The organism is Rhodococcus kronopolitis, from assembly GCF_042654025.1.
Taxonomy (GTDB): Bacteria; Actinomycetota; Actinomycetes; order Mycobacteriales; family Mycobacteriaceae; genus Rhodococcus_G; species Rhodococcus_G kronopolitis.
Map to the genome: position 1 here is coordinate 554,822 of NZ_JBHSFO010000001.1, position 25,832 is coordinate 580,653.

The following is a 25,832-nucleotide window of genomic DNA, read 5'->3' on the forward strand; positions in this document are numbered from 1 at the left end:
TGTCCGAACGCGGCGAGGTCGACCGCGCGGACCTCCCGGACGAAGTCGGCGAACGAGCGTGCCCCGCCCACCTCGGTGCGCAGCACCAGGGTGTTGACGAACATGCCCACCACGTCGTCGAGCGCGGACTCGCCGCGGCCGGCGACCGGGGTGCCGATCGCGATGTCGGCGGACTCACTCAGCCTGGCCAGCAACACCGCCAGCGCCGCGTGCAGCACCATGAACGGGGTGGCGTTGGCGTGCCGCGCGATCTCCCGGACGCCACGGTAGACGTCCGCGTCGATGGTGAACGGCACCGTCTCGCCGCGGTAGCTCGGGGCCGGCGGGCGACGGCGGTCGTGCGGCAGCGCCAGCAGGTCCGGCAGACCGGCGAGTCGCTCGGACCAGTACCCGAGCTGCCGGGCGGCCAGCGACTGCGGGTCCGACTCCGAGCCGAGGATCTCCTGCTTCCACAGCGAGTAGTCCGCGTACTGGACCTCCAGCGGCTGCCACGACGGCGCGACGCCGTGCGCACGGGCACCGAAGGCGACCATGACGTCGCGCGCCAGCGCCTGCATCGACCAGGCGTCGATGCTGATGTGGTGCACCACCATCGAGAGCACATGCTCGTCGGGAGCCGCCCGGAACAGGCGGAGCCGGACGGGCGGGGCGGTGGTGACCTCGAAGCCGCCCGCGGCCTCGGCGAGGAGCCGGTCCGCGAGCTCGGCCGACGGCACCGACACGACGTTCAGCTCGACGGCGACGTCGTCCGACGCCAGGATCTCCTGGTGGGGGCCGCCCACCGAGTCCGGGTACCGGGTGCGCAGCGACTCGTGCCTGCCTACCACGTCGGCGACCGCACTGCGCAGCGCGTCGAGGTCGAGGGTGCCGCTCAGCCGCAACGCCACGGCGACGTTGTACGCGCCGGAGTCCGGGTCGAACTGGTTGAGGAACCACATCCGGGACTGCGCCGGCGAGAGCGGGATCGAATCGGGACGCTCTGCCCGCACCAGCGGATGGCGCACGCCGGTGTCGGTGGCATCGTCGAGCCGGGCGGACAGCCCCGCGACCGTCGGCGCCTCGAAGAGCTCTCGGACGCTCACCCGCACACCGAGTTCCGCGTCGAGTCGGGCCAGCAGCCGGGTGGCGAGCAGCGAGTTGCCGCCCAGGTCGAAGAAGTTGTCGGAGGCGCCGACCCGCTCCGCGCCGAGCAGTTCGGCGCAGATCCGGGCGACGACGACCTCGGTGTCCGTGGCCGGGGCGACGAACTCCGCGCCCGCGAACTCGGGTTCCGGCAGCGCCTTCCGGTCGAGCTTGCCGTTCGCGTTCAACGGGAGCTCGTCGAGCACGACCAGCGCCGAGGGCACCATGTACGCCGGCAGGTCGCGGCCCAGTGCCTCGAGCACACCCGCACGGTCGACCTCCGCGCCCGGCTCGGGCACCACGTACCCGGCGAGGTACTCGCCGCCCGCGTTCCCGCGCAGCAGCACCACGGCCTGACCGACCGCGTCGGCGCGGGTGAGCGCCGACTCGATCTCGCCGAGCTCGATGCGCTGACCGCGCAGCTTGACCTGGAAGTCCGAGCGCCCGATGTACTCCAGCTCACCGGCGCCGTTCCAGCGCACCAGGTCGCCGGTCCGGTACATCCGCGCGCCGGGCTCGGCGAACCCGTTCGCGACGAACCGGTCGGCGGTCAGGTCGAACCGGCCCCCGTAACCGCGGCCGACGCCGACACCGCCGACGTAGAGCTCGCCCTCGACCCCGGCAGGCACCAGCCGCAGCCGGCGGTCGAGCACGTACAGGTCGAGGTTCGCGACCGGGCGGCCGATGGGCACGCCGGTCACGTCCGCGGCCGACGCCGGGTGGTACGACACCACGTCCGACGCCTCCGTCGGGCCGTAGCTGTTGAGCACGCGCAGACCGGAATTCATCAGCGCCGCGAACTTGCCGACCCGGATCGACTCGCCGCCGAGGACCACCATGTCGAGACCGGAGAGGACGCCGTCGACATCGCTGTCGACGACCGCCTCGAACGCGCTCGGCGACATGTTCGCCACCTGCACTCCGCCGTCGCCGACGATCCGCAGGATGTCCCACGGGTCGAAGCCGTCCGCCGCCAGGTGGATCGTGCGGCCCTGGGTCAACGCGGCCCACACGTTCTTCTGGGTCAGGTCGAAGCTCGGCGACGACGCGATGAGCAGTCCGCCGGTGGACGGCAGCTCCCGCCGGTACCAGGCGAGGGTGTTCTCGATGCCTGCCATCGGCACCAGCGTCGGCTTCGGCTTGCCCGTCGACCCCGAGGTGGAGATGACGTAGCCCAGCCGCAGCCCAGCCTCCGGCTCACGCCAGCGGTCGACCGGACGCACGGAAACCGCACCGGCACCGGTGAACTCGTCCATCGCGACAACCGGGACCGGAAGTTCCCTGGCGGACGCGCTCACCACGCACCGCGCACCGGTGTCCTCGAGAATCGACTCGATCCGATCCGCCGGATAGGTCGGGTCGATCGGCGCGTAGGCCGCACCGGCCTTCCACGCCGCCAGCATCGCGACGACCCAGTCCACCGACCGCGGCAGCACCAACGCCACCACGTCGTCGGCCCCGACGCCCAGCCGAACCAGTTCCCGGGCCAGCGCCGTCGAGCGGTCGTCGAGTTCCGCGTAGGTCAGCGTCGTCTCGCCCGCGACCACCGCGGCAACGTCCGGGCAGCTGTCGGCCCGGGCTCCGAAGAGCGCCACCGGGGACCGGTCCTCGGCGGGCAGCCGGTCGCCGCGGGACCATCCGAGGATCCGGTCCCGCTCGCCCGCGGCGAAGAGGTCGATCTCCCCGACCGCCAGCTCCGGTTCCGTCGCCATCGCGGAGAGGATGCGAAGCAGCCGGTCGGCCAGTGCCGTCACGGCGTCCCGGTCGAAGGACAGGGGGCTGAACCGCAGGTTCAGTCGCAGTCGCGGGTCGAGAACCGACATCAACGTCAGCGGGAAGTGCGTCGCGTCCTGCGCGTCGAGGTCGAGGACGCGCATCCCGCCGATGTCGGTGTTCTCGTCGAACCCGGACTTGTCGACGGGGTACGACTCGAACACCGTCAGGGTGTCGAAGAGTTCGCCGAGGCCGGCGGCGGCCTGGATGTCGCCGAGACCGACGTGGTGGTGGTCGAGCAGGTCCGCCTGGTCGCCCTGCAGACGCGCGAGGAACGCCGAGACGGGCTCGAGCGGGTCGATCCGGACGCGAACCGGCACGGTGTTGATGAACAGGCCCAGCATGGACTCGACGCCTGCGAGCTGCGGCGGGCGTCCGGACACGGTGGCGCCGAAGGTGACGTCCTCGCGCGCGAGCAGCCGGGACAGCAGCAGCCCCCACGCGGCCTGGACGACGGTGTTCACCGTCACCCCGTGCTCGCGTGCCATCGCGCCGATCCCGTCCTCCAGCCCGTCGGGCAGGTCGACGTCCAACTCCTCGGGCAGCGGGCCCTGCTCCCCCGGCGCCCGGACGGGCGCCAGCAGGGTCGGTTCGGTGACGCCGTCGAGCGCCCGCGCCCACGCGGCGTGCGCGGCGTCGACGTCGGTCTCCGCCAGCCAGGCCAGGTACTCGCGGTAGGAGCGCGGCCGGGCCAGCCCGGCGACGTCGGCACCGGCGGCGTAGGCGACCAGCAGCTCGCGCACCAGCAGCGGCATCGACCAGCCGTCGAGCACGATGTGGTGGTTGGTGACGGCGAGCGTGTACCGCTCGGGTGCGGTGTGGACCAGCAGGACCCGCAGCAGCGGCGGCGCGGCCATGTCGAACCGCTCGGTGCGCTCGTCGTCGAGCAGCTTCTGCAGACGCACCTCACGCTCGTGGGCGGGCAGCGCCCGGACGTCCACCTCGCGCCACGGCACGTCGACGTGCTCGAGCACGATCTGCACCGCGGTGCCGTCCTCGGCGTACCCGAAGGCGGTGCGGAGGTTCTCGTGGCGGCGCACCAGATCCGCCACGGCGGAACGCAACCGGCTCGAGTCGACGACGCCTGCCAGGCTCAGCCGCAGCTGCGCGGTGTAGACGTCGACCGTCTGCTCCGAGAGCTCGGCGTGGAAGAGCAACCCGCGCTGCAGCGGCGAGAGCGGCCACACGTCGGTCAGCAGCGGGTAGCTGCGCTCCCACCGGTCGAGCTCGTGCTGGCGCACCCGGACCAGCGGCAGGTCGGAGGGGGTGAGGCCGCCGGCGCCGGGCTGCTCGGCGTGCGAGGCGAACGCCAGCAGCGCGCACCGCCACAGGTTGGCGAGCTCGCCGACGTCCTCCGCGGTGAGCAGGCCCGTCGGGAAGGCGAAGGTGGCCGACAGGCGCGGCCCGTCGAGCTCGTCGTCGACCACGGCGTTGACGTCCACCGCCGCGGCGACGGTCATGCCGGACCCACTGGTGGCGTTGAGGTCCGGCGCGTCCGTGTCCGGGATCCAGCCGAGTCCGCGCAGCGCCTCGGGCACCTGCGCCGCACCGGTGCGGCCGAGGTAGTTGAAGCTGACCTGCGGCTGGCCCAGGGAGGCCAGGACCGGAGCGGTCTCCCCGTCGAGGTACCGCAGCACCCCGAAACCGACACCGCGGTTCGGCACCTCGTGCAGCTGCTCCTTGACCGCCTTCATCACGGCGGCGGCCGCGTGACCGCCGACCATGGCGTCGTCGAGGTCCACGGCACCCAGGTTCAAGCGCACCGGGAACATGCTGGTGAACCAGCCGACGGTGCGGGACAGCTCGGCACCGGCGACGGCGTCGTCCTCGCGGCCGTGGCCCTCGAGGGTGAGCAGGACGCCGGACGACGAGTCGAGCCCGCGGTCCCGGCGCCACACCGACACCGCCACCGACAGGGCCGCGACGAGCCCCTCGCTGACGCCGCAGCGGAACGCGCCGGGCAGGCTGGTCAGCAGGGACTCGGTGACGTCGGTGGGCAACTCCACCCGCACCCGGTCGGTGGTCGCCACCGTGTCGAGTTCCGGGTCGAGGGCGCGGGACCCGAGCGTCGGGTCCGGATCGGCGAGAACACCCGTCCAGTAGTCCATCTCGCCGGCGAAGGTCTGCTCCGCGGCCGAGTCGATCACGCCGTGGGCCCAGCGCCGCAGCGAGGTGCCGACCGGCGCGAGCGCCACCTCCGCGCCCGCCGCGGCCTGCATCGCGGCCTGCGCGAAGTCGGGAACGATGGTGCGCCAGGACACCCCGTCGACGACGAGGTGGTGGGCGACGATCAGCAGCCGGCCCGCGACCTCGGGTCCGTCGGATTCCGGTGCCAGCCAGACGAACTGGATCATGACGCCGTCGGCGGGGTCCAGCCGGTCGGCGGCGGCGTCGCACTCGGCGAGCAGCGCGGCCGCGAACGCGTCGCTGCCGGGGGCCGCGTCGACGGCGACCCTGCGCAGCAGCCGGGCCGGGTCGAGCGAGTCCGCGCGGGTCTCGAATCCCCAGCCGTCGGCGGCGGCGACGAACCGGCTGCGCAGTGCGTCGTGGCGGTCCGTCACCGCGGCGACCGCCGCGGTCAGGGACGCGTACTCGACACCGTCGGGCAGCGTCAGCGCGATCGCCTGGAAGAACCGGTCCGGGCCGCCGCGGGCGAGCATCGAGTGCACGATCGGCGTCAGCGGGACGGTGCCGATGCCGCCGCCGTCGAGCTCGACGAGCGTGTCGTTCGTCGAGCCGTCGACGGGCACCGCGACGTTCGCGATCTCGGCAATTGTCTTGCGCTCGAACACATCCCGAGCAGAGAACCGCAGCCCGCGTTCCTTGGCCCGCGCGACCAGCTGGATCGCGATGATGCTGTCACCGCCGACCGCGAAGAACGACTCGTCGATGCCGATGCGCGCGGTCCCGAGCAGCTCCGAGACCACCTCCGCGATCACCTTCTCGGCGTCGGTGACCGGCTCGCGGTACTCCGCGGTGCCGGTGCCGAACACCGGAATCGGCAGGGCGCGTCGGTCCAGCTTGCCCGCGGTGGTCAGCGGGACGGTGTCGATGACCATCACCACCGACGGCAGCATGTGGCTCGGCAGGAACTCGCCCGCACGGGCGATCACCTCGGTCGGGTCGACCGCGTGGCCGGACCGGGGCCGCACGTAGGACACCAGGGCAATGGCGCCGTTGGTCCGCTCGTGCGCAATGGTGACGGCGAAGTCGATGCCGTCCTGCGAGGTCAGCGCCGCGTCGATCTCGCCGAGTTCGATCCGGAAGCCGCGGATCTTGACCTGGTGGTCGGCGCGGCCGACGAACATCAGCTCGTGGTCGGCCGTCCACCGGACCTCGTCACCGGTCCGGTACATCCGGGCGCCCGGCTCCTCGAAGGGGTTGGCCACGAACCGGTCCGAGGTCAGGCCCCGCCGGTCGTGGTAGCCGCGGGCCAGCGCGGCGCCGGCCAGGTACAGCTCGCCGACGACGCCGACCGGGACGGGACGCAGACGGCGGTCCAGCACCAGCGCGCTCGCGCCCTGGATCGGCCCGCCGATGGTGATCGGGGAACCGACCGACAGCGGGCTGCCGATGGTGATGACGATCGTCGTCTCGGTCGGGCCGTAGCTGTTGGTGAATCGGCACACGTCGGCGAAGCTGGCCACCAGGTCGGGCGTGCACACGTCGCCGCCGACCACGACCGCCTCGAGGTCGGTCAGGCCGCGGGCGTCGACGGCGCCGAGCACCGTCGGGGCGGAGATGATGTGGGTGACCCGCTCGGCCCGGAGCAGCTCCACGAGGTCGTCGCCGCCGTAGACCTCGGTCGGCGCGACCACCATGGTGGCGCCGGCGCTGAAGGCCTGCAGCATCTCGAAGACCGAGGCGTCGAAGCTCGCGGAGGAGAAGCGCAGCACCCGGGACGCCGCGGTGATGCCCAGCTCCGACCGGGCCGCGGCCGCGAAGTTGGCGAGCGCGGCGTGGGTGACGACGACGCCCTTGGGCAGTCCGGTCGACCCGGAGGTGTAGATCACGTACGCCGCGTTGGCCACGACGACGGGACCGGACCGGTCCGCGTCGCCGATCGGACCGTCCGACAGGGTCCGGACCCGGGCGGCCGTCTCGGCCTCGTCGAGCACCAGCCAGTCGACCGAGTCCGGCAGGCCTGCGCGCTGCGCGGTCGAGGTGAGCCCGACCCGGACGCCGGAGTCGGAGACCATGTGCATCTTGCGGTCGACGGGCAGTTCCGGGTCGATCGGCAGGAAGGCCCCACCGGACTTGGCCACGGCCCACATGGCCACCATCGCCTCGATCGACCGCGCGAAGGACAGCGCCACGAAGGACTCCGGACCGATCCCCCGGTCGACAAGGACACGGGCCAGCTGGTTCGAGCGGGCGTCCAGTTCCCGGTACGTGACCGACTCGTCGCCTGCGACGATCGCGGTGCCGTCCGGATTCGTGGCCGCGCCCTGCGCCAGCAGCTCCGGGAGCAGCCGGGCGGGCATCGCGGCGGCGCCGCGCAGCGGCACCAGTTCGGCGCGTTCGTCGTCGTGCAGCACGTCCAGGCCCGAGACCACCGCGTCACCTGCCGCCGACGCGAACTGGGTCAGGTACTCGAGGAAGCGCGCGTGGTGCGCCTGCAGGTCCTGGTCGGTGTAGAGGTTCGGGTTCGCCTCGAGGTCGACGTGCGGGCGGCTCCCCGCCACGCTCGGGTAGATGTTCACGGACAGGTCCTCGACCGGTCCGGTGGTGAGCACCCGCATCTTGCCGATCAGCTCGCCGAGCCGGATCTCGCTGTGGAACATCATGATGTTGACTGCCGGGCCGAAGAAGCCGCGCTGGCCCGCACCGCTGCCGATACCGCGCCGGATGTCCTCGTGCCGGAAACGCTGGTGGCGCAACGCCCCGGTCAGCTCGATCTGGATGCTGTCGATCAGCTCGGCGACGGTGGTCGCGTCGCCGACCCGCACCCGCAGCGGGATCACGTTCGACAACATGCCGCCGGACCGTCGCATCTGCGCGGTGGTGCGTGCCGAGACGGGCACGCTCAACACGATGTCGCTCTCACCGGTCAGCCGCGACAGGTAGCCCGCGACCGCGGCGACCGCGATGGCCGTGAACGCGGAGTCGTGCCGCTCGATGGCGTCCTCGGTCGCGGAGTCCATCGGTCCGCCCGCGACCAGCGAGAAGGGCCCGACCGGCGCGGTGCGGGCGCTGAGCGTGATCGCCTCGGGCAGGTCCTGGGTGCGTTCGAGCCAGTAGTCCCGGTCCTTCGCGAACCGGGTGGACTCGCGGTAGCGGACCTCGTCCTCGTGCAGCTCGTGCAGCGGGCTGGCCTTGTGCTCGGCGGCCTCCCGGCCCTCGACCTCGGCGGTGTACAGCTCGGCGGTGCGGTTCATGAAGGTCATCGCGCCGAAGCCGTCCAGCACGATGTGGTGGATGCGGGCGTACCAGAGGTACCGGTGATCCTCGACGCGCAGGATCGCGGAGACGATCAGCCGGTCGGTGACCACGTCGATCGGTCGGCTGTACTCGGCGCGCATCCACTCCTCGGCCGCCCGGTCGGGGTCGGCCTCGCCGCGCAGGTCCAGGAAGTCCGTCCGGTCGTGGAGGGTGTCGTCGACCAGCTGAACGGGCTCGCCGTCGATTTCGGCAATCCGCAGCATGCCGGTGCCCAGTTCCCGCGCCGAACGCGCGCCGACCCGACCCAGCACCTCGAGATCGAGGTCACCCTGCACCTCGACGCACTGCGCGATGTTGATCGGGACGTCCGGCAGCAGGTGCTGCGCGAACCAGATACCGCGCTGTGCCGCCGACAGTGGGAAGGACCCGCCCTCGACACCCACCTCAGCGTGCGGGAACTGACGAAGGCCGCCGAAATCGCGTGCAGATGCCACTTAGAACCTCTCAATGAGTACTAAAACACTACGAGCCTAAGGGACGGACAAGCGTCCAACTGGCAAACGAGGAACCCGACCTCTCAGCACGTTTCCGGCGGCCGTGCGAGACGTCGAAACGCCGGGTCACGACGCCGCAGGGCCCGTCTGCGGTGGGGCCCGCGAGCCGCCCGGATCGTCGATCCCGGGCCCGCCCACCGCCGGACGACACGCCCGACACCGTCCGCCTAGAATTGGCGTCGACCCATCCGCTGCCTTGTCAGGAGATCACCAGTGCCCGTCGCCCCCGATCCCCATCCGTCCTTCGCGGCCTTTGCCCACCCCGGCCGGTTGGTGACTGCGGACTGGCTCTCCTCCCACCAGGGCACTCCCGGGCTCAAGATCGTCGAGTCGGACGAGGACGTGCTGCTCTACGACATCGGGCACATCCCGGGAGCGGTGAAGATCGACTGGCACCTGGACCTCAACGACCCGGTCACCCGCGACTACATCGACGGTGAGGCGTTCGCGAAGCTGATGAGCAGCAAGGGCATCAGCCGCGACGACACGGTGGTGATCTACGGGGACAAGAGCAACTGGTGGGCCGCCTACGCCCTGTGGGTGTTCACCCTCTTCGGCCACGAGGACGTGCGCCTGCTCGACGGCGGCCGGGACGCGTGGCTCGCCGAGGACCGGGAGACCACCCTCGAGGTGCCCGCCACCACGGTCACCGACTACCCCGTGGTCGAGCGCTCGGACGCGGCCATCCGTGCCTTCAGGGACGACGTCCTCGACCACCTCGGCGCCGGTCCGCTGATCGACGTGCGGTCCCCGCAGGAGTACACCGGCGAACGCACCCACATGCCCGACTACCCGGAGGAGGGCGCCCTGCGCGGCGGTCACATCCCGACCGCCGTGTCGATCCCCTGGGCCAGGGCGGCGGCACCGGACAGCCGGTTCCGCAACCGCGTCGAGCTCGAGGAGATCTACGGCGCGTACTCCCCGACCGACGACGTGGTCGCGTACTGCCGGATCGGCGAGCGGTCCAGCCACACCTGGTTCGTGCTGACCCACCTGCTCGGTTTCGAGAACGTGCGCAACTACGACGGCTCCTGGACCGAGTGGGGCAACGCGGTCCGCGTTCCCATCGCCAAGGGCGAGGCGCCGGGCGAGGTCCCGGTCCGCGCATGACCGCCATGCCCGCCCCCCTGGCCGAGATCGTCGACGACTTCGCCGCGGTCGAGGGCCAGCAGAAGCTGCAGCTGCTGCTGGAGTTCAGCCGCGAGCTGCCCGAGCTGCCCGTCGAGCTCGAGCAGGCCGCGATGGAGCCGGTGCCGGAGTGCCAGTCGCCGCTGTTCCTGTCCGTCGACGCCGACGACCGCGAGCGGGTGCGGCTGCACTTCAGCGCACCCCCGGAGGCGCCGACGACGCGCGGCTTCGCCTCGATCCTGCACCAGGGTCTGGACGGACAGAGCGCCCAGGCGATCCTGGACGTGCCGTCGGACTTCTACTCGGCGCTGGGCCTCGCCGACGTGGTCAGTCCGCTCCGACTGCGGGGCATGTCCGCGATGTTGACCCGAATCAAGCGACACCTGAAGGAATGACAATCAGCACATCGGAAGCACACCACTCGCAAGAACTGGATGCTGCCAATGGAATTCACTGAGCTCGTCGACTACCCGAGCACCCCCGGGGTGCTGACCGAGTGGCTGCCCGTCCCGGCCGACCCGGACGGGACGGGCACCGAGAACTGGTTCGCCGACCCCCGGCCGTCGTCCTTCGTGCAGGCGGCACGCCTGCGCGAGGCGGCCGACCACACCGGACCGGGCAAGGAGTCGTGGCTCGGCACCGCGTTCGAGATCTCCGGCAGGCTGGACGAGGCTGCCTTCGAACGCACCCTGAAGGTCTGGATCGACCGGCACGAGGCGCTGCGCAGCCACGCCGCGGTCAACCGCGACTCCGGCACGCTGACCCGCCAGACCCTCGACGAGGGGCAGGTCGCGGTGCGCTCGTTGTGCCACGGCCACGTCGCCTCGGCGGCGGAGGTCCTCGACCGCGTGCAGTCCCTGTTCGACCGGGCCACCTCTCCGCTGTCGTGGCCTGCATACGCGTTCGCGACCGTGGCGGCCCCGGACGAGCGCAGCTTCACCGTGTACTTCGCGGCCGACCACGCGATCATCGACGGCCTCACCATCGTGCTGATCTCGAACGCGATCGCGGCGCTGTACCGGGAGCAGCGGGGCGGGCAGCAAGCGGGGCTGATCCCGGTCGGGAGCTACCTCGACTACGGGGTGCGCGAGCGTGAGGACGCCGCCGACCTCGGCGACGACGACCCCGTGGTGCGGGCCTGGCGCCACGCACTCGACCGCAACGACGGCCACCTGCCGCGGTTCCCGCTCGAACTCGGCGACCGCCCGGCCGAGGCGGTGCCCCAGGGCAGCCTGTCCACCTGGGTGCTCGACCCCGACTCCGCCGACGCGTTCGGCGTCGCCTGCCGCAAGGTCGGCCACAGCTTCTTCGCAGGCGCACTCGCCTGTCTGGGCCTGGTCGGCGCCGAACTGACCGACGCCGATCGGTTCGAGACGGTCACCCCGATGCACACCCGGCACGACCCCTACGCCGCCTCGTCCGTGGGCTGGTACGTCGGCGTCGGCCCGATCGGCTTCGACGTCCGCGGCGCCCGGTCGTTCACCGAGCTGGCCGGCCGCGCCGCCGAACAGGTCACCGCCGCCAAGGTCTGCTCCCGGGTTCCGTTCGACCGGGTCTGCGAGGTCCTCGGCCGGGGCGCGCGGCCCCGCTTCGTGGTCTCGTACATGGACATCCGGTTCGCGCCGTCGGCATCGCGGTGGCGGGAGTGGAAGGCCCGCGCGCTGCGGAGCAAGCAGTACTCGCACGACGTCTACATCTGGATCAACCGCACCCCCGAGGGCGTCAACATCGCGGCCAGGTACCCGGACACGGACATCGCGACCGACAACGTGAACCGCTATCTCGACCGCCTGCGGACCCTGATGGAGGAGGTAGTCCGGACCGGCAGCTGCAGGGTCGGCGAACCGTCCGAGAGCAGATCCAAAGTAATTACCGCTCAGTAGGGTTTGCCTGCTCCCGGAGGCCGCCTACCCTGAATCCGCCAGCCAATTACATCGGGGTGTACGGCGGTGCCTACACTCCCAAGAGACGCCCGTCCATACCTGCCGGGTAGCACCACCCCGGCCGGGGGACCGACGCGGTTTCCCCACGTGACCAACAGGAGGCTCAGTGCCCAGTCATGCCAGCGCGCACATCACCAAGGTTCTCGTCGCCAACCGCGGCGAGATCGCAGTGCGGGTGATCCGTGCCGCAGCGGACGCGGGCCTGGCCAGCGTCGCGGTCTACGCCGAGCCCGACGCCGACGCGCCCTTCGTGCGTCTCGCCGACGAGGCCTTCGCCCTGGGCGGACAGACCTCCGCCGAGTCGTACCTCGTCTTCGACAAGATCCTCGACGCCGCCCGCAAGTCCGGCGCCGACGCGATCCACCCGGGCTACGGCTTCCTCTCCGAGAACGCCGAGTTCGCCCAGGCCGTCATCGACGCCAACCTGATCTGGATCGGCCCGTCGCCGCAGTCCATCCGCGACCTCGGCGACAAGGTCACCGCCCGGCACATCGCCGAGCGCGCCAAGGCCCCCATGGCCGCGGGCACCAAGGACCCGGTCAAGAACGCCGACGAGGTCGTCGCGTTCGCCAAGGAGTACGGCGTGCCGGTCGCCATCAAGGCCGCCTTCGGTGGCGGTGGCCGCGGCATGAAGGTCGCCCACACCATCGAGGAGATCCCGGAGCTCTTCGAGTCCGCCACCCGTGAGGCCATCGCCGCCTTCGGTCGCGGCGAGTGCTTCGTCGAGCAGTACCTCGACAAGGCCCGCCACGTCGAGGCCCAGGTCATCGCCGACCAGCACGGCAACGTCATCGTCGCAGGCACCCGCGACTGCTCGCTGCAGCGTCGTTTCCAGAAGCTCGTCGAGGAGGCCCCCGCGCCGTTCCTGACCGACGACCAGCGCGCGCGCATCCACAGCTCCTCGAAGGCCATCTGCAAGGAGGCCGGTTACTACGGCGCCGGCACGGTGGAGTTCCTGGTGCAGGGTGACACGGTCTCCTTCCTCGAGGTCAACACCCGCCTGCAGGTCGAGCACCCGGTCACCGAGGAGACCTCGGGCATCGACCTCGTGCAGCAGCAGTTCAAGATCGCCAACGGCGAGGTCCTCGAGTTCACCGAGGATCCCACCCCGCGCGGCCACTCCTTCGAGTTCCGGATCAACGGCGAGGACGCCGGCCGCGGCTTCCTGCCCGCCCCCGGCCCGGTCACCAAGTTCGTGCCCCCGACCGGCCCCGGCGTCCGCATGGACTCCGGCGTCGAGTCCGGCTCGGTCATCGGCGGCCAGTTCGACTCCATGCTGGCCAAGCTGATCGTCACCGGCGCCACCCGCGACGAGGCCCTGGCCCGCTCGCGTCGTGCGCTGGCCGAGTTCACGGTCGAGGGCCTGGCGACGGTCATCCCGTTCCACCGCGCGATCGTCGAGGACCCGGCGTTCATCGGCAACGGCGAGGGCTTCGACGTCTACACCAAGTGGATCGAGACCGAGTGGAACAACACGGTCGAGCCGTTCACCGCCGGTGAGGCGCTCGACGAGGACGAGGCGCTGCCGCGTCAGGCCGTGGTCGTCGAGGTCGGCGGACGCCGCGTCGAGGTCTCGCTGCCCGGTCAGTTCTCGCTCGGTGGCGGCGGCGCGGCCGGTGCCACCCGCAAGAAGCCGAAGGCGCGCAAGCGTGGCGGCGCCGGTGGCGCGGGCGCGTCCGGCGACGCCGTGACCGCCCCGATGCAGGGCACCGTCGTCAAGGTCGCCGTCGAGGAGGGCCAGGAGGTCGCCGAGGGCGATCTGATCGCCGTGCTCGAGGCCATGAAGATGGAGAACCCCGTCAACGCGCACAAGGCCGGCATCGTGACCGGGCTTGCCGTCGAGGCGGGCGCAGCCATCACCCAGGGCACCGTGCTGGCCGAGCTCAAGTAGCTCGCCCACAACGCAGGACGCCCCGGCCATTGTCACCAGGCCGGGGCGTTCGTCGTTCTACTAGGCTGCATTCATGTCAGAGGTTCCCGAGATCCGCATCGGCACCGTAGAACGTGAACAGGCACTCGACGCATTGAGCCGCCACTTCACCGACGGTCGGCTGACGGTCACCGAGTTCGACGAACGCAGCGGTCAGATTGCCGCGGCCAGCACCCGCGGCCAGCTCGAGCAGGTGTTCTCCGACCTGCCTGCCACGACGGGACCCGGTTCCCCCGCGACGGTGACCGACGACCACGCGTCCGGCGTCGACTGGCCGGGCCGGGCGATGGCCGTCGTCCCGCTGATCGCCCTGGTGCTGTTCTTCGTGACCGGCAGCTGGTTGTGGTTCCTGGCCGTACCCATCGCAGGTGCACTGCTGTACGGCGGCAACCGCGAACGCACAAGGCGACGCCGGCGGCGTCGCAACGACACAGAGGACCGCAACTGATGGAACCGATCGAGGTCAATGCCGGCGCCTGGTACCTGCGGGCGCTGCGAGCCGACGAACGGGTCGACGACCGGCCCGCGCTCGCCGACGGCGGGATCGACGACCCGGACTACGTCGCCGCCCGCACCGCGCAGTGGGCGGCCGACGAGCACTACTCGTGGGCGGTGTGCCAGCCGAACACCGGCGAACTCCTGGCCGAGGTGGTCCTGACGCCACAGCCCGACGGCGTCGCGACCCTCACGGGCTGGGCCCGCGACGGCCACGCCGGCGCGCTGGAGACCGCCTGCGAGGCCGTCACCCGGTTCTCCGGCGGCGCGCTCGGCCTGACGGTCACACGCGACTGACCCGCGGCCGCGCCTGACCGTCAGCTACGGACGAGCAGCCGCTCGCGCAGGGCCGCCAGATCCCGCGGCTCGAGACCAAGTCCCCGCTCGAAATAGCCTGCAACGTCACCGAAGTCGGCCCGCACCTGGTCGAGGGCGCTGTCGAGGTACGTCCGGCGGACACCGAGGATCGGCAGCAGGATGTCGGGGTTGCCACCCGCCGCCCGGAACTTGTCGAACACCGGCTCGAAGGCGGGCAGCAACTGCTCGTTGGTGAGTAGGTACTCGGTGTAGACGGTGTCCTCGTCGACGCCGAGGAAGAGAAGCAACGAGGCCACGGCCCAGCCGGTCCGGTCCTTTCCGGTGGTGCAGTGGATCAGCACCGGCGCGTCGCCACCGCGGGCGAGGTCGGTGAACAGCTCTTGGTACGCCGCTACCGCGGACGGCAGTGTGACGAACTCCCGGTAGCTCTTCGCCAGGTAGTCCTTGGCGTCACCGGCGCCGAGCAACTGCTCCGCGAGGGCGGGGTCGGTGAGGATCTGCTGCATCATCGCCGGCGCCGCGCTCGGGTCGGTGTCGGCGAGCACGTCGAGCGCGATCTCCTTGGCGCCCGTCGGGATCCGGTCCGGCAGCAGCTCGCGTTCGGCGGCGGTCCGCAGGTCGAAGACCGTGCCGATGCCGAGCGCGTCCAGCGCGGCGACGTCACCGTCGACAACGCGGCCGAGGTCGGTCGACCGGTAGACGACGCCGGTCCGGACCTTGGCCCCGTCCGCCGTCGGGTAGCCGCCGATGTCGCGCAGGTTGGGCACCGAAGCGATGGGAATTCCGGCGCCGACCGTGGGAGAAGTGCTCATACCAGCACGGTAGACCACGATCCCGCGCCGCTCTCGCACCCGCCCGTAATTTCGTTCGATGTTTGATCGCATTTCACCACCTGCCGTGCGGTCGCACCCTTCGCTCCTTGACTGAAATTTCAGTCAGGATAGGATTCGACGGGTCAGGCGCCGCGGAAGGTTGACCGAGGACCTGACGCGAAGGAACATCGAGCGGGGAGTCATCACAATGCAGAGACGTCGGTTCATCCAGGCGAGCGCGGTCGCGCTCGGCGGCCTGTTCATGGGCGGCTGCGACGACGCCGCTTCCCTCGTCGGCTCCGGCGACGGTGGCGATGACGATCGACGCACCTGGGTGATGCCGGAGGAGGGTGCGCCGCACAAGCGGACCTGGATGGCGTTCGGCGCGAGCGAGGAGATCTGGGGAGCCGCCCTGCTGCCGGAGGTTCGCCGGAACCTGGCGACGATCGCGCAGACGATCGCACGGTTCGAGCCCGTGTCGATGCTGGTCCGCCCGGACGAACTCGACCTCGCCCGCGCACTCGTCGGCCCCCACCCGGTCGAACTCCTCGCCGCTCCACTCGACGACCTGTGGATGCGCGACACCGGTCCGGTGTTCGTCACGGGCAACGGAACCAGGGCCGGGATCGACTTCAACTTCAACGGCTGGGGTGGGAAGCAGGACCACGACCAGGATGCGCGGGTGGCGAACTTCGTCTCCGCCCGCGCGGGCGTCGAGTCGTTGCCGACGGATCTGGTCCTCGAGGGCGGCGGGATCGAGGTCGACGGTGAGGGAACCGCGATCATCACCGAGAGCTGCGTCCTGAACAGCAACCGCAACCCGGGATGGTCGAAGGCGGACGTCGAAGCCGAACTGGGCCCGCTGCTCGGGCTCGAGAAGATCATCTGGCTGCCCGGCATCGCCGGCCGGGACATCACCGACGGTCACACCGACTTCTACGCCCGCTTCGCCCGCCCCGGGGTGGTCGTCGCCGGGTTCGACCCGGACCCGGACTCGTTCGATCACGACGTGACCGCCCGCCATCTCGACATTCTCGAGACCGCCACCGACGCGGCGGGCAGAAGCCTCGAGGTCGTCGTCCTCGAGGCGCCGTCCACCGTCCGGCCGGAGTTCGAGTCGGACGACTTCGCGGCCGGATACATCAACTTCTACGTCTGCAACGGCGGCGTGATCGCACCGGAGTTCGGTGACCCCGAGGCCGACGGAGCGGCCCGGCAGGAACTCGAGCGCCTCTTCCCCGACCGGCAGGTCGTGCAGATCAACATCGACGCCATCGCCGCGGGCGGCGGTGGCATCCACTGCACCACCCAGCAGGAGCCCGAGCAGTAGGAACGCGACCGTCCGTACAGTGAGGACTCGTGCCCGATCGTCGAACACAGATCATGGAAGCCGCGATCCGCGTGATCGCCCAGGCCGGCGTGCGCGGGCTGCGGGTGGAGAAGCTCGCGGCCGAGGCCGGGGTGTCGACCGCCCTGATCTACTACCACTTCCACGACCGCGCCGGCATCCTGCGCAGCGCCCTCGAGCACATCAACGACCGGGCCGGCCGCTACACCGGGGAGGCATTCGAATCCGCCGACCCGCGCACCCGACTCGAGCAGATGCTGCTGCTGGAGATCCAGGGCGCCCCCACCGTCAGGGAGAACAGCATCGCCTGGGGGGAGCTCCGAGCGAGCGCGGTCTTCTCCGATGAACTGCGCGAACCGCTCTGCGCAACCACCCGGGCGTGGGCACACGATGCCGAGACCCTCATCCGAGCAGCGCAGGCCGCCGGCCGCGCGAACCCGACGGCCAGTGCCGCCGACGCCGCCGAACGCCTCACCTCGCTCGTCGAGGGCCTGAGCGAACGCTGGCTCAGCGGATCGATGACGCTCGATCGAGCGCGTGAACTCCTCGCAGGCGCGGTCGTCGTCGAGCTCGGCCCGTCGTAGAGGTCGGCGCCCGAACGTACCGGCGCGGCGGCTATGCCGACAGCACGCGGTCCAGCGCATCGACCGCCGCGTCGAGCTCCGCCGAGGTGACCGTGAGCGGGGGCCGGAACCGGAGCCCGCGGTCGCCGGTCCCGAGCATCAGTACCCGCTCGTCCGCGCGCAGGCGCGCGAGCACCGCGTCCCGCCGGGCCGGCGAGTCCAGGGTCACCGCACACATCAGCCCGCGGCCGCGCGGATCGGTGACGCACCCGTGCCGGGCGGCCAGCCGGTCCAGCCGACCCAGCAGGTGCGAGCCCAGCAGTCGCGCCCGGTCGACCAGCCGGTCCCGCTCGATCACCTCGAGGATCCGCCGGGCCCGGACCATGTCCGTCAGGTTGCCGCCCCAGGTGGAGTTGATGCGGGAGGAGACCCGGAAGACGTTGTCGGGCACCTCGTCCACCCGCCCGCCTGCCATCACGCCGCACACCTGGGTCTTCTTCCCGAACGCGACCACGTCCGGGTCGAGGCCGAGCTGCTGGTACGCCCAGGCGCTGCCGGTCATGCCGACCCCGGTCTGCACCTCGTCGAGCACGAACAGCGCGTCCCGGCGCCGGCACAACGCCGCCATCGCCTGCAGGAACTCGGGGCGGAAGTGGTGGTCGCCGCCCTCGCCCTGGATGGGCTCGGCCACGAAGCAGGCGATGTCGTGGGGGTGTTCGTCGAACGCGCGGCGCGCCTGCGACAGTGCGCGCGCCTCGGCGGCCTCGACGTCGCGGCCCGGTTCGAGGTAGGGCGCGTCGATCCGGGGCCAGTCGAACCTGGGGTACCGCGCCACCTTGCCGGGGTCGGTGTTGGTCAGCGACATCGTGTAACCGGTGCGGCCGTGGAAGGCGTGGGTCAGGTGCAGCACCCGGGTGCCGAGCGCGGGGTCGATCCCGCGTGCCTCGTTGTGGCGGCTCTTCCAGTCGAAGCAGACCTTGAGCGCGTTCTCGACGGCCAGCGCCCCGCCGTCGACGAGGAACAGGTGCGGCAGCGCCGGGTCGCCCAGCACCCGCACGAAGGTCTGCACGAACCTCGCCATCGGCACCGTGTACACGTCGGAGTTGCTCGGCTTGTTCACCGCGGCGGCGGCCAGTTCCGCGCGGAACCCCTCGTCCTCGGCGAGGTCCGGATGATTCATGCCCAGCGCGGAAGAGGCGAAGAAGCCGAACATGTCGAGGTACTCGGTGCCGTCACGGAGGTCGACGAGCCGCCGCCCGTGCGAGCGGTCGAGGTCGAGCACCAGGTCGAAACCGTCCACCAGCAGGCTCTCCCGCAGCACCGCAAGCACCCGGTCCGCGGGCAGAGGAACGGACGAATCGGATGACCACATCGCGGTGCTCATGCGCTCAGGATAGGCGTATTTACGTGAAATTGGCTATCACGCAGGAATTATGACGGCGCTGGCGCTACCGGTCGTAAAATGTCTGCAGGATGATGGTGCTGCGGGTCTGCACGTTGGCCGTCACCCGGATCGTCTGCAGCAGCGCCTCGAGCGCCCGCGGGGACGCCACCCGCACCATCAGCACGTAGCTGTCCTCCCCCGCCACCGAGTGGCAGGACTCGATCTCCGGCAGGTGCGCGAGCCGGGCGGGGGCGTCGTCCGGGGCGGACGGGTCAAAGGGGGTGATCGCGACGAACGCGGACAACCCGTGCCCGAGGGCCTCCGGGTCCACCTTCGCCGTGTAGCCGCGGATCATTCCGCGTCCCTCGAGCCGCCGCACCCGCGCCTGCACCGCCGAGACCGACAGGCCCGCCTTCTCGGCCAGCGCCGACAGGGTGGCCCGGCCGTCCGCGATCAGCTCACGCAGCAGCAGTGCGTCCGTCTCGTCCAGTTTCTCCGGCACCCGCGCAGGCTAACCCAGCGCACACTGGTCTCGGCGCACCCGCGCGAGAGAAAGGTCACGACATGATCATTCCCGACACCGACAGCCTGCGGGACCGGGCCGCGGCGGCGCTGGCCGCGTGCGGGGCCCGCGACGACCACCCCACCGCCGACGGCACCCTGATCGCCCGCAGCCCGATCACCGGCGGCACCCTCTGCCTGCTGACACCCTCGGAGCCGGAGCAGGTCACCGCTGCCGTCGCCGACGCGCACGACGCGTTCCTGCGGTGGCGGACGGTGCCTGCGCCGCGGCGCGGCGCGCTGGTGCGGCGGCTCGGCGAGCTGCTGACCGAGCACAAGTCGGACCTCGCGACCCTCGTCACGCTCGAGGCCGGGAAGATCACCGCCGAGGCTCTCGGCGAGGTACAGGAGATGATCGACGTCTGCGAGTTCGCGGTCGGGCTGTCCCGGCAGCTGTACGGCCGCACGATGCCGTCGGAGCGCCCCGGCCACCGCCTGACGGAGACCTGGCACCCGCTCGGTGTGGTCGCGGTGATCTCCGCGTTCAACTTCCCCGTGGCGGTGTGGTCCTGGAACACCGCGATCGCCCTGGTCTGCGGCGACACCGTGGTCTGGAAGCCGTCCGAACTGACACCGCTCACCGCGATCGCGTGCGATGCCCTGCTGCGCCGGGCGGCCGAGGACGTGGGCGCGCCGACCGGCGTCCACCGACTGGTGCTCGGCGCCGGTCCGGTCGGCGAGCGGCTCGTCGACGACCCGACGGTCGCCCTGGTCAGCGCGACCGGGTCGGTCCGGATGGGCCGGGAGGTCGGGCCGCGGGTCGCGCAGCGCTTCGGCCGGTGCCTGCTCGAGCTCGGCGGCAACAATGCGGCGGTGGTCGCGCCGTCCGCGGACCTCGACCTGGCCGTGCGCGGGATCGTGTTCTCCGCGGCCGGGACCGCGGGCCAGCGCTGCACCAGCCTGCGCAGGCTGATCGTGCACTCGTCGATTGCCGACGAGGTGGTGAAGCGGGTCGCGTCCGCCTACCGGCAGCTGCGGGCCGGCGACCCCTTCGCGGAGGGCACCCTGGTGGGCCCGCTGATCGGCGAACGGGCCTGGGACGCCATGTCCGCCGCGTTGGTCCGGGCCCGGGCGGACGGCGGCACCGTGGTCTGCGGCGGCGAGCGGGTGGAGTCCGATTCCGGCCACTACGCCACCCCGGCACTGGTCCGGATGCCGGCGCAGACCTCGGTGGTGCGCGAGGAGACCTTCGCGCCCATCCTCTACGTGCTCACCTACGAGACCCTCGGCGAGGCGATCACGCTGCACAACGAGGTGCCGCATGGACTTTCGTCGTCGATCTTCACCACGGACCAGCGCGAGGCCGAGCGGTTCCTCGCCTCGGACGGCTCCGACTGCGGGATCGCCAACGTCAACATCGGCACCTCCGGCGCGGAGATCGGCGGCGCGTTCGGCGGCGAGAAGGAGACCGGTGGCGGCCGCGAGTCCGGGTCCGACTCCTGGAAGGCGTACATGCGGCGGGCCACCAACACCGTCAACTACTCCGACCAGCTGCCGCTCGCCCAGGGCGTGAGGTTCGGGCGCTGACCCGCCCGTGCTTCCTTCCGGTCCCGGTGCGGGCCGGAGTCACTCACAGGCGCCGGACCCGCTCGTCGTAGTCGGCGCGCGCCGACGCGTCGACGGAGGTCACCGCCCGGTTCCCGCCGATCGCCCTGCGCACCAGGGTGATCAGCGGTTCGGGGGCCAGTGCCAGTCCGACGTCCAGGGCCGCCAGGTATCCGGGTACCGGGGTCTGCGCCCGCCGCGTCGACACCGTGCGCACGACCGCCGCCGCGATGTCCTCGGGGTCCACCGTCGGCAGTCCCTTGCCCAGCGGGAGACCGGAGGTCAGGGTGGTGCGGACCGCGCTGGGCAGCACCGTGGACACGCTGACCCCGTGTTCGGCGAACTCGAGCCGGGCGGTCGACGAGAGCCCCACGGCCGCAAACTTGCTGGCGTTGTACACCGCCAGTCCGGGGATCGCGACCTTGCCCGCGAGCGAGGCGACGTTGACGATGTGGCCGCGACCGCGGGCGATCATCGCCGGCGCCACCGCGCGCATCCCGTGGATCAGCCCCCACACGTTCACGTCGATCGTGGCCTCGCCGATCTGGTCCGGCTCGTCGAGGAACGGTGCGACCGGCATCACCCCGGCGTTGCCGACCAGCACGTCGACCGGCCCCAGGTCGGCCGTCGCCGCCGCCACGCAGGCGTCCCACGACGGCCGGGTCCGCACGTCGAGGGTGTACGCCCGTGCCGCCGAACCGATCTCGGCGACCGTCTCGTCGGCCGCGGTCCGGTCGAGGTCGGCGACCGCAACCGCGGCACCGCGTGCGGCCATGGCATGCGCGGTGGCGCGGCCGATGCCACGGCCCGCGCCCGTGATCAGGACGACGGCTCCGGACAGCTCGATCTGGGGGTATCTCATCGGGTCTCCATCTCGTAGGCGCGCTCGTCGAAATCGCCGAGCCTGGTCTTCATCCGCGCGGTGGACCACGGCCAGTTGAAGCTGTTGCGCCCGTTGGCGTCCAGGAAGTAGCTCTGGCACCCGCCGGCGTTGTAGACGGTGGTGGCCAGCGCCTGCTGCACCTCTGCGTTGAAGGCCGCCTGCACCTCCGGACGGGTCTCCATCCGGGTCCAGTTGCCGGCCCTGGCCGCGGCGATCGCCTTCGCCAGGTAGCCCAGCTGCGCCTCGAGGATCATGAACGCCGAGGTGTGGCCGGTGCCGAGCGCCGGGCCCAGCAGCACGTAGGCGTTGGGGAACCCGGCGATGGTGGTGCCGAGGTAGGCCTGCGGGCTGCCCTTCCAGTGTTCGTCGAGACTGCGGCCGGCACCGTCGAAGATCTTGCCGCCGATCGGCATGTCGAGGATGTGGAAGCCGGTGCCGAGGACGATCGCGTCGACCTCCCGCTCGGCGCCGTCGGCCCCGACCACGGTGTTGCCCCGGACGGCGGCGACGGCGTTGGCGTGCACCTCGACGTTGGGCCGGGTCAGCGCAGGCAGGTAGGTGTTCGACAGCAGCAGGCGCTTGCAGCCGAGGGTGTAGTCGGGCGTGAGGGCCTTGCGCAGCTCGGGGTCGCGGACCTGGACACGCAGCTGCGCCCGGCCGATCTGCTGGACGATCCGCAGGATCCACGGGTGCCGGAACCCGAGCCCGAGCGCCTCCATGATCGAGTACTCGATCGCGCGCAGGGCCCGGTGCGCGCCCGGAATCCGGCGCATCACCCAGCGTTCCGCCTTCGGCACGTGATGGTCCGGCTTCGGCAGCACCCACTGCGCGGTGCGCTGGTAGAGGTGCAGCTCCCCCACCCTCGGTGCGATCGCGGGCACGAACTGCACCGCGGAGGCACCGGTGCCGACGACCGCGACGCGCTTGCCCGTCAGGTCGTAGTCGTGGTCCCAGCGCGAGGAGTGGAACACCGTGCCGCCGAAGGTGTCCAGGCCGGGGATCGGCGGCACCAGCGGTTCGTTCCAGGGACCGACGGCCGCGACCACGGAGTTCGCGGTGAGCGTGCCGTTCGAGGTCTGCAGCACCCAGCGGTGGGCCGACTCGTCCCAGTCCGCGCGGACCAGCTCCGTGCCGAATCGCACGTGTGCGTCGACCCCGTGCTCGGCTGCGGTGCGGTCGATGTAGCGGCGGATCTCGTCCTGACCCGCGAACAGCCTGCTCCACTCCGGATTCGGCGCGAAGGAGAACGAGTACAGGCCGGACGGGACGTCGCAGGCGCACCCGGGATAGTCGTTGTCGCGCCAGGTGCCGCCGAGCGAATCGCCCTTCTCGAGGATCGTGAAGTCCGTGATCCCCATCCGCCGCAGGGTGATCCCGGCGCCGATGCCGGAGATGCCTGCCCCGACCACGATCACCTCGAAGTGCTGTTCCGGTGTCATGCGAGCACCTTTCGGGTGGTGCGCAGGGCGGCCTCCAGGGTGGCCGGACGCCTGCGGTCGTCCATGAAGTTCGGGCCCATCACGGCCAGGTCCTCGGCGGTGGCATCGAGCCGGACGACGCGGGTGCCGGCCGCCTCGACGGCGGCGACCTCCGCGTCCAGGCCTGCGCTCATCCAGCTCCGCAGCACCAGCCGTTCCGCGCGGGCGGCGCCTCGGGCGCGCACCGGACCGGTGGAGGCCATCGGCGCCAGCACCACCAGTTCGTCAAGTCCGAGCGGGGCGAGCAGGTCCGCGGAGGCGGTCGAGGCCGCTCCGCCGTCGACGTAGCGCCTGCCCCCGATCCGCACTGGCGGCATCCACCCCGGGATCGCCCAGGACGCGCGGAGTGCCTGCGAGAGTGTCGCTTCCGGAGCAGCGGGCGAGCCGAACGCGACGCGGGCGCCGGTGTCGTAGTCCATCGCGACCAGCCAGGTGGCGGGGTGCGGGACCCAGTCACGGCCGGGGTTCAGCCCCACCGCGAGCCGGTGCAGCCAGGACGCGTCGCCCCCGCCGGTCGGCAGCAGCCCGCTCAGCGCCGTCACGGGCGCGACCTCGCGGCGCAGCCCCGCGCGCACCAGCTTCGGCGAGCCGACGCCGAGTCGAGGCAGCGGCGGCAGCCTGCCGGGGGCGTCCGCCAGGTGCTCGCGCAGCGCCGGATGGGTCGGCTGCTCCCCCAGCTGCATGGCCAGGATCTCGTCGACGCTCACCCCGCTGCCGAGCATGGTGACCAGTTCCGCACCCGCGGAGGTGCCGACGAGGACGTCCGCGTCGCGGGGATCCCAGCCGAGCGCGTCGCGGACCGCCACCAGCGCCGCGACGGTCCAGGCGGCGCCGAGGGTGCCGCCGCAGCCGATGACGAGACCGCGGCGGAGATGTGTGTCACTCGAAGTCATATTCAGAAACTAACAGTATTTGGATACGATCGGTATACCAAAGTTCGATTTTCTCGAGAGGACCACAGATGGCGCGTTTGACCAGGTCCGAAAGCCAGGCCCAGACCAGAACCAACCTGATCGCGACCGCCCGTGACCTGTTTCTCGCCGACGGGTACGCCGCGACCTCGCTGGAGAAGGTCGCGGAGGAGGCCGGCTACTCCAAGGGCGCGGTGTACTCCAACTTCCGCAACAAGAACGAGCTGTGCCTCGAGGTGCTCCAACTGATCCATGTCACCAAGGGCGCAGAGGTGGCCGAGGTGATGGCGCAGCAGGCACCGATGGAGGAGCGGCTGGCGGCGTTCGAGAACTGGGCGGAGCGCACACTCGGGGACGTCGGCTGGACGACACTCGAGTTCGAGTTCATCGTGCTCGCCCGTCACGACCCGGAGCTGCGGGCCGCGCTGGTGTCCAGTCTCGGCATGGCTCGCGGCATCGTGGCCGCCGTGCTCGGTGCGCTGGTGGAGTCCGGCGAGATCACCCTGCCGATGTCGGTGGACGACGCGGCAACCAGCATGCTGAGCATGGGCGTCGGCCTCGGTATCCAGCGGGCCATCGACCCGACCGTCTCGACCGGCATCGTCACCCGCAACCTCCGCGCGCTTCTCACCGCCGACGGCTCCGCGGATCTACCCTCACAGGCGTGACGAACTGGCAGAAGCTCGCGCAGGACATTGCCGACGACGTGCTGTTCCCGGCCGCGGACAGCATCGACGCCGACGGCGAGATTCCCGTGAGCCACTTCGAGGCGCTGGCCGAGGCCGGCTTCTACGCGATGGCGGCGCCGCCCGACGTCGGCGGGCCGGGGCTCGGGATGGACGACCTCGTCGAGGTGGTGGAGACACTCTGCGGCGGCTGCCTCGCCACCACCTTCACCTGGATGCAGCACCACGGCGTGGTCGCGGGCCTGGCGTCGAGTCCGAATCACGATCTGCGCGAACGGTACTGGGACGGCGTGACGGACGGATCGGTTCGGGCCGGCGTCGCCTTCGCCGGCGCCGTCCCGCAGCCGCCACTGCTGTACGCACGCCGCGTCGACGGCGGGTACGTGCTCGACGGCGTCGCGCCGTTCGTGACCGGCTGGGGCATCGTCGACATCCTGCAGCTGAGTGCCCGCGACGAGTTCGACGACTCGATCGTCCATGCCGTCGTCGACGCGACCGACGGCCCGGGCGTGTCGGTGGAGGCGCTACCACTGATCGCCGCCCGTGGCAGCAACACCGTCCGGATGCGGTTCGACGGGTTCGAGGTACCGGACGAACGGGTCGCGGTGGTCGTCACCCCCGCCGAGTTCGCGGCCGGTCAGGTCTTCGGGTCCTGGCTCAACGGCTGCATGGCGATGGGCATCGCCCGGCGCTGCCTCGCCGAACTCGGCGAACGCGGCGTCGACACCGCCGGATTCGCATCGGAGACGGCCGCTGTCCGGGCGAACCTCGACGCGGCGCTCGGTGGCGGTTTCGACCTGTTCGCGGCGCGGGCCCAGGCGTCCGAGCTCGCGGTCCGGGCCGCCGCCGCGCTGGTGACCGCGACCGGCAGCTCCGCGGCGGTGAGCGGGACCACCGCGGAACGGCTGATGCGCGAGGCGACCTTCACCCTGGTGGCGGCGTCGCGGCCGTCGATGCGTGCGGCGCTGCTCGGCGAGCTCGGGGCCGACGCCGGCACCTGACCCGCGACCATCCCG

At 71.4% G+C, this 25,832-nt stretch carries 18 protein-coding genes (1 of these 18 cut by a window edge); 11 read left to right on the forward strand and 7 right to left on the reverse strand.

Features of this window, described 5'->3' with window-relative positions; all coding sequences use genetic code 11:
* A protein-coding gene (locus ACFO6S_RS02465) for a non-ribosomal peptide synthase/polyketide synthase (protein WP_378413774.1) crosses the window boundary here: on the reverse strand, positions 1-8,771 show its beginning. Its footprint begins 21,937 nt before the window's first position; 8,771 of the gene's 30,708 nt are visible here — the first part of the coding sequence; it begins with the start codon at positions 8,769-8,771; the stop codon falls past the left edge of the window.
* Between the two features lie 273 nt (positions 8,772-9,044).
* Between ACFO6S_RS02465 and ACFO6S_RS02470 the strand changes: the two genes are divergently transcribed.
* From ACFO6S_RS02470 to ACFO6S_RS02495, 6 genes are all read left to right on the forward strand, one after another.
* Positions 9,045-9,941 carry a sulfurtransferase gene (locus ACFO6S_RS02470; RefSeq protein WP_378413776.1) on the forward strand — a complete coding sequence of 299 codons (897 nt, stop codon included), beginning with the start codon at positions 9,045-9,047 and terminating at the stop codon, positions 9,939-9,941.
* A complete protein-coding gene (locus tag ACFO6S_RS02475) occupies positions 9,938-10,354 on the forward strand; it encodes a SufE family protein (RefSeq protein WP_378413778.1) in 417 nt (138 codons plus the stop codon). The genes ACFO6S_RS02470 and ACFO6S_RS02475 overlap by 4 nt, the downstream gene beginning before the upstream one ends.
* 48 nt (positions 10,355-10,402) lie before the next feature.
* Positions 10,403-11,842 (forward strand): condensation domain-containing protein, encoded by a 1,440-nt coding sequence (locus ACFO6S_RS02480; RefSeq protein ID WP_378413780.1) that lies wholly within the window; start codon positions 10,403-10,405, stop codon positions 11,840-11,842.
* A gap of 166 nt (positions 11,843-12,008) precedes the next feature.
* Positions 12,009-13,793 (forward strand): acetyl/propionyl/methylcrotonyl-CoA carboxylase subunit alpha, encoded by a 1,785-nt coding sequence (locus tag ACFO6S_RS02485; RefSeq protein WP_378413782.1) that lies wholly within the window; start codon positions 12,009-12,011, stop codon positions 13,791-13,793.
* 73 nt (positions 13,794-13,866) lie between these two features.
* Positions 13,867-14,280: a DUF1707 SHOCT-like domain-containing protein gene (locus ACFO6S_RS02490; RefSeq protein ID WP_378413784.1), complete on the forward strand. Its 414-nt coding sequence runs from the start codon at positions 13,867-13,869 to the stop codon at positions 14,278-14,280.
* Positions 14,280-14,624: a hypothetical protein gene (locus ACFO6S_RS02495; protein WP_378413786.1), complete on the forward strand. Its 345-nt coding sequence runs from the start codon at positions 14,280-14,282 to the stop codon at positions 14,622-14,624. Before ACFO6S_RS02490 ends, ACFO6S_RS02495 begins: the two co-directional genes overlap by 1 nt.
* Before the next feature lie 20 nt (positions 14,625-14,644).
* Here ACFO6S_RS02495 and ACFO6S_RS02500 read toward each other — a convergent pair whose 3' ends face one another.
* Positions 14,645-15,457: a tyrosine-protein phosphatase gene (locus tag ACFO6S_RS02500; protein WP_378413788.1), complete on the reverse strand. Its 813-nt coding sequence runs from the start codon at positions 15,455-15,457 to the stop codon at positions 14,645-14,647.
* Positions 15,458-15,665: 208 nt separating this feature from the next.
* Here ACFO6S_RS02500 and ACFO6S_RS02505 point away from each other — a divergent pair, with 208 nt between their 5' ends.
* Positions 15,666-16,787, forward strand: a complete 1,122-nt coding sequence (locus tag ACFO6S_RS02505; RefSeq protein WP_378413790.1) for an agmatine deiminase family protein — start codon at positions 15,666-15,668, stop codon at positions 16,785-16,787.
* A gap of 29 nt (positions 16,788-16,816) precedes the next feature.
* Positions 16,817-17,389 carry a TetR/AcrR family transcriptional regulator gene (locus ACFO6S_RS02510; protein WP_378413791.1) on the forward strand — a complete coding sequence of 191 codons (573 nt, stop codon included), beginning with the start codon at positions 16,817-16,819 and terminating at the stop codon, positions 17,387-17,389.
* Positions 17,390-17,420: 31 nt separating this feature from the next.
* On the opposite strand, the gene lat is transcribed toward ACFO6S_RS02510, so the two are convergent.
* Both lat and ACFO6S_RS02520 read right to left on the reverse strand, forming a co-directional pair.
* A complete protein-coding gene (gene lat / locus ACFO6S_RS02515) occupies positions 17,421-18,752 on the reverse strand; it encodes an L-lysine 6-transaminase (RefSeq protein WP_378413793.1) in 1,332 nt (443 codons plus the stop codon).
* 64 nt (positions 18,753-18,816) lie between these two features.
* A complete protein-coding gene (locus ACFO6S_RS02520) occupies positions 18,817-19,254 on the reverse strand; it encodes an Lrp/AsnC family transcriptional regulator (RefSeq protein WP_378413795.1) in 438 nt (145 codons plus the stop codon).
* A gap of 62 nt (positions 19,255-19,316) precedes the next feature.
* Here ACFO6S_RS02520 and amaB point away from each other — a divergent pair, with 62 nt between their 5' ends.
* The gene (gene amaB / locus ACFO6S_RS02525) at positions 19,317-20,840 is read left to right on the forward strand and encodes an L-piperidine-6-carboxylate dehydrogenase (RefSeq protein WP_378413796.1); all 1,524 of its coding nucleotides are present in this window, start codon (positions 19,317-19,319) and stop codon (positions 20,838-20,840) included.
* 43 nt (positions 20,841-20,883) lie between these two features.
* Here amaB and ACFO6S_RS02530 read toward each other — a convergent pair whose 3' ends face one another.
* Genes ACFO6S_RS02530 through ACFO6S_RS02540 form a run of 3 tightly spaced genes read right to left on the reverse strand, consistent with a single transcriptional unit; the run spans position 20,884 to position 24,112 of the window.
* Complete coding sequence (locus ACFO6S_RS02530; protein ID WP_378413798.1) at positions 20,884-21,720, reverse strand: SDR family oxidoreductase; 837 nt, start codon at positions 21,718-21,720, stop codon at positions 20,884-20,886.
* Entirely contained in the window at positions 21,717-23,180 is a 1,464-nt protein-coding gene (locus tag ACFO6S_RS02535; protein WP_378413800.1) for a flavin-containing monooxygenase, read from the reverse strand. The genes ACFO6S_RS02530 and ACFO6S_RS02535 overlap by 4 nt, the downstream gene beginning before the upstream one ends.
* On the reverse strand, positions 23,177-24,112 hold the full coding sequence (locus ACFO6S_RS02540; RefSeq protein ID WP_378413802.1) for a patatin-like phospholipase family protein: 936 nt from the start codon (positions 24,110-24,112) through the stop codon (positions 23,177-23,179). The genes ACFO6S_RS02535 and ACFO6S_RS02540 overlap by 4 nt, the downstream gene beginning before the upstream one ends.
* A 68-nt stretch (positions 24,113-24,180) precedes the next feature.
* Here ACFO6S_RS02540 and ACFO6S_RS02545 point away from each other — a divergent pair, with 68 nt between their 5' ends.
* On the forward strand, positions 24,181-24,798 hold the full coding sequence (locus tag ACFO6S_RS02545) for a TetR/AcrR family transcriptional regulator (RefSeq protein WP_378413804.1): 618 nt from the start codon (positions 24,181-24,183) through the stop codon (positions 24,796-24,798).
* Positions 24,795-25,817, forward strand: a complete 1,023-nt coding sequence (locus ACFO6S_RS02550) for an acyl-CoA dehydrogenase family protein (RefSeq protein WP_378413806.1) — start codon at positions 24,795-24,797, stop codon at positions 25,815-25,817. Before ACFO6S_RS02545 ends, ACFO6S_RS02550 begins: the two co-directional genes overlap by 4 nt.
* The last annotated feature ends 15 nt before the right edge of the window (positions 25,818-25,832 follow it).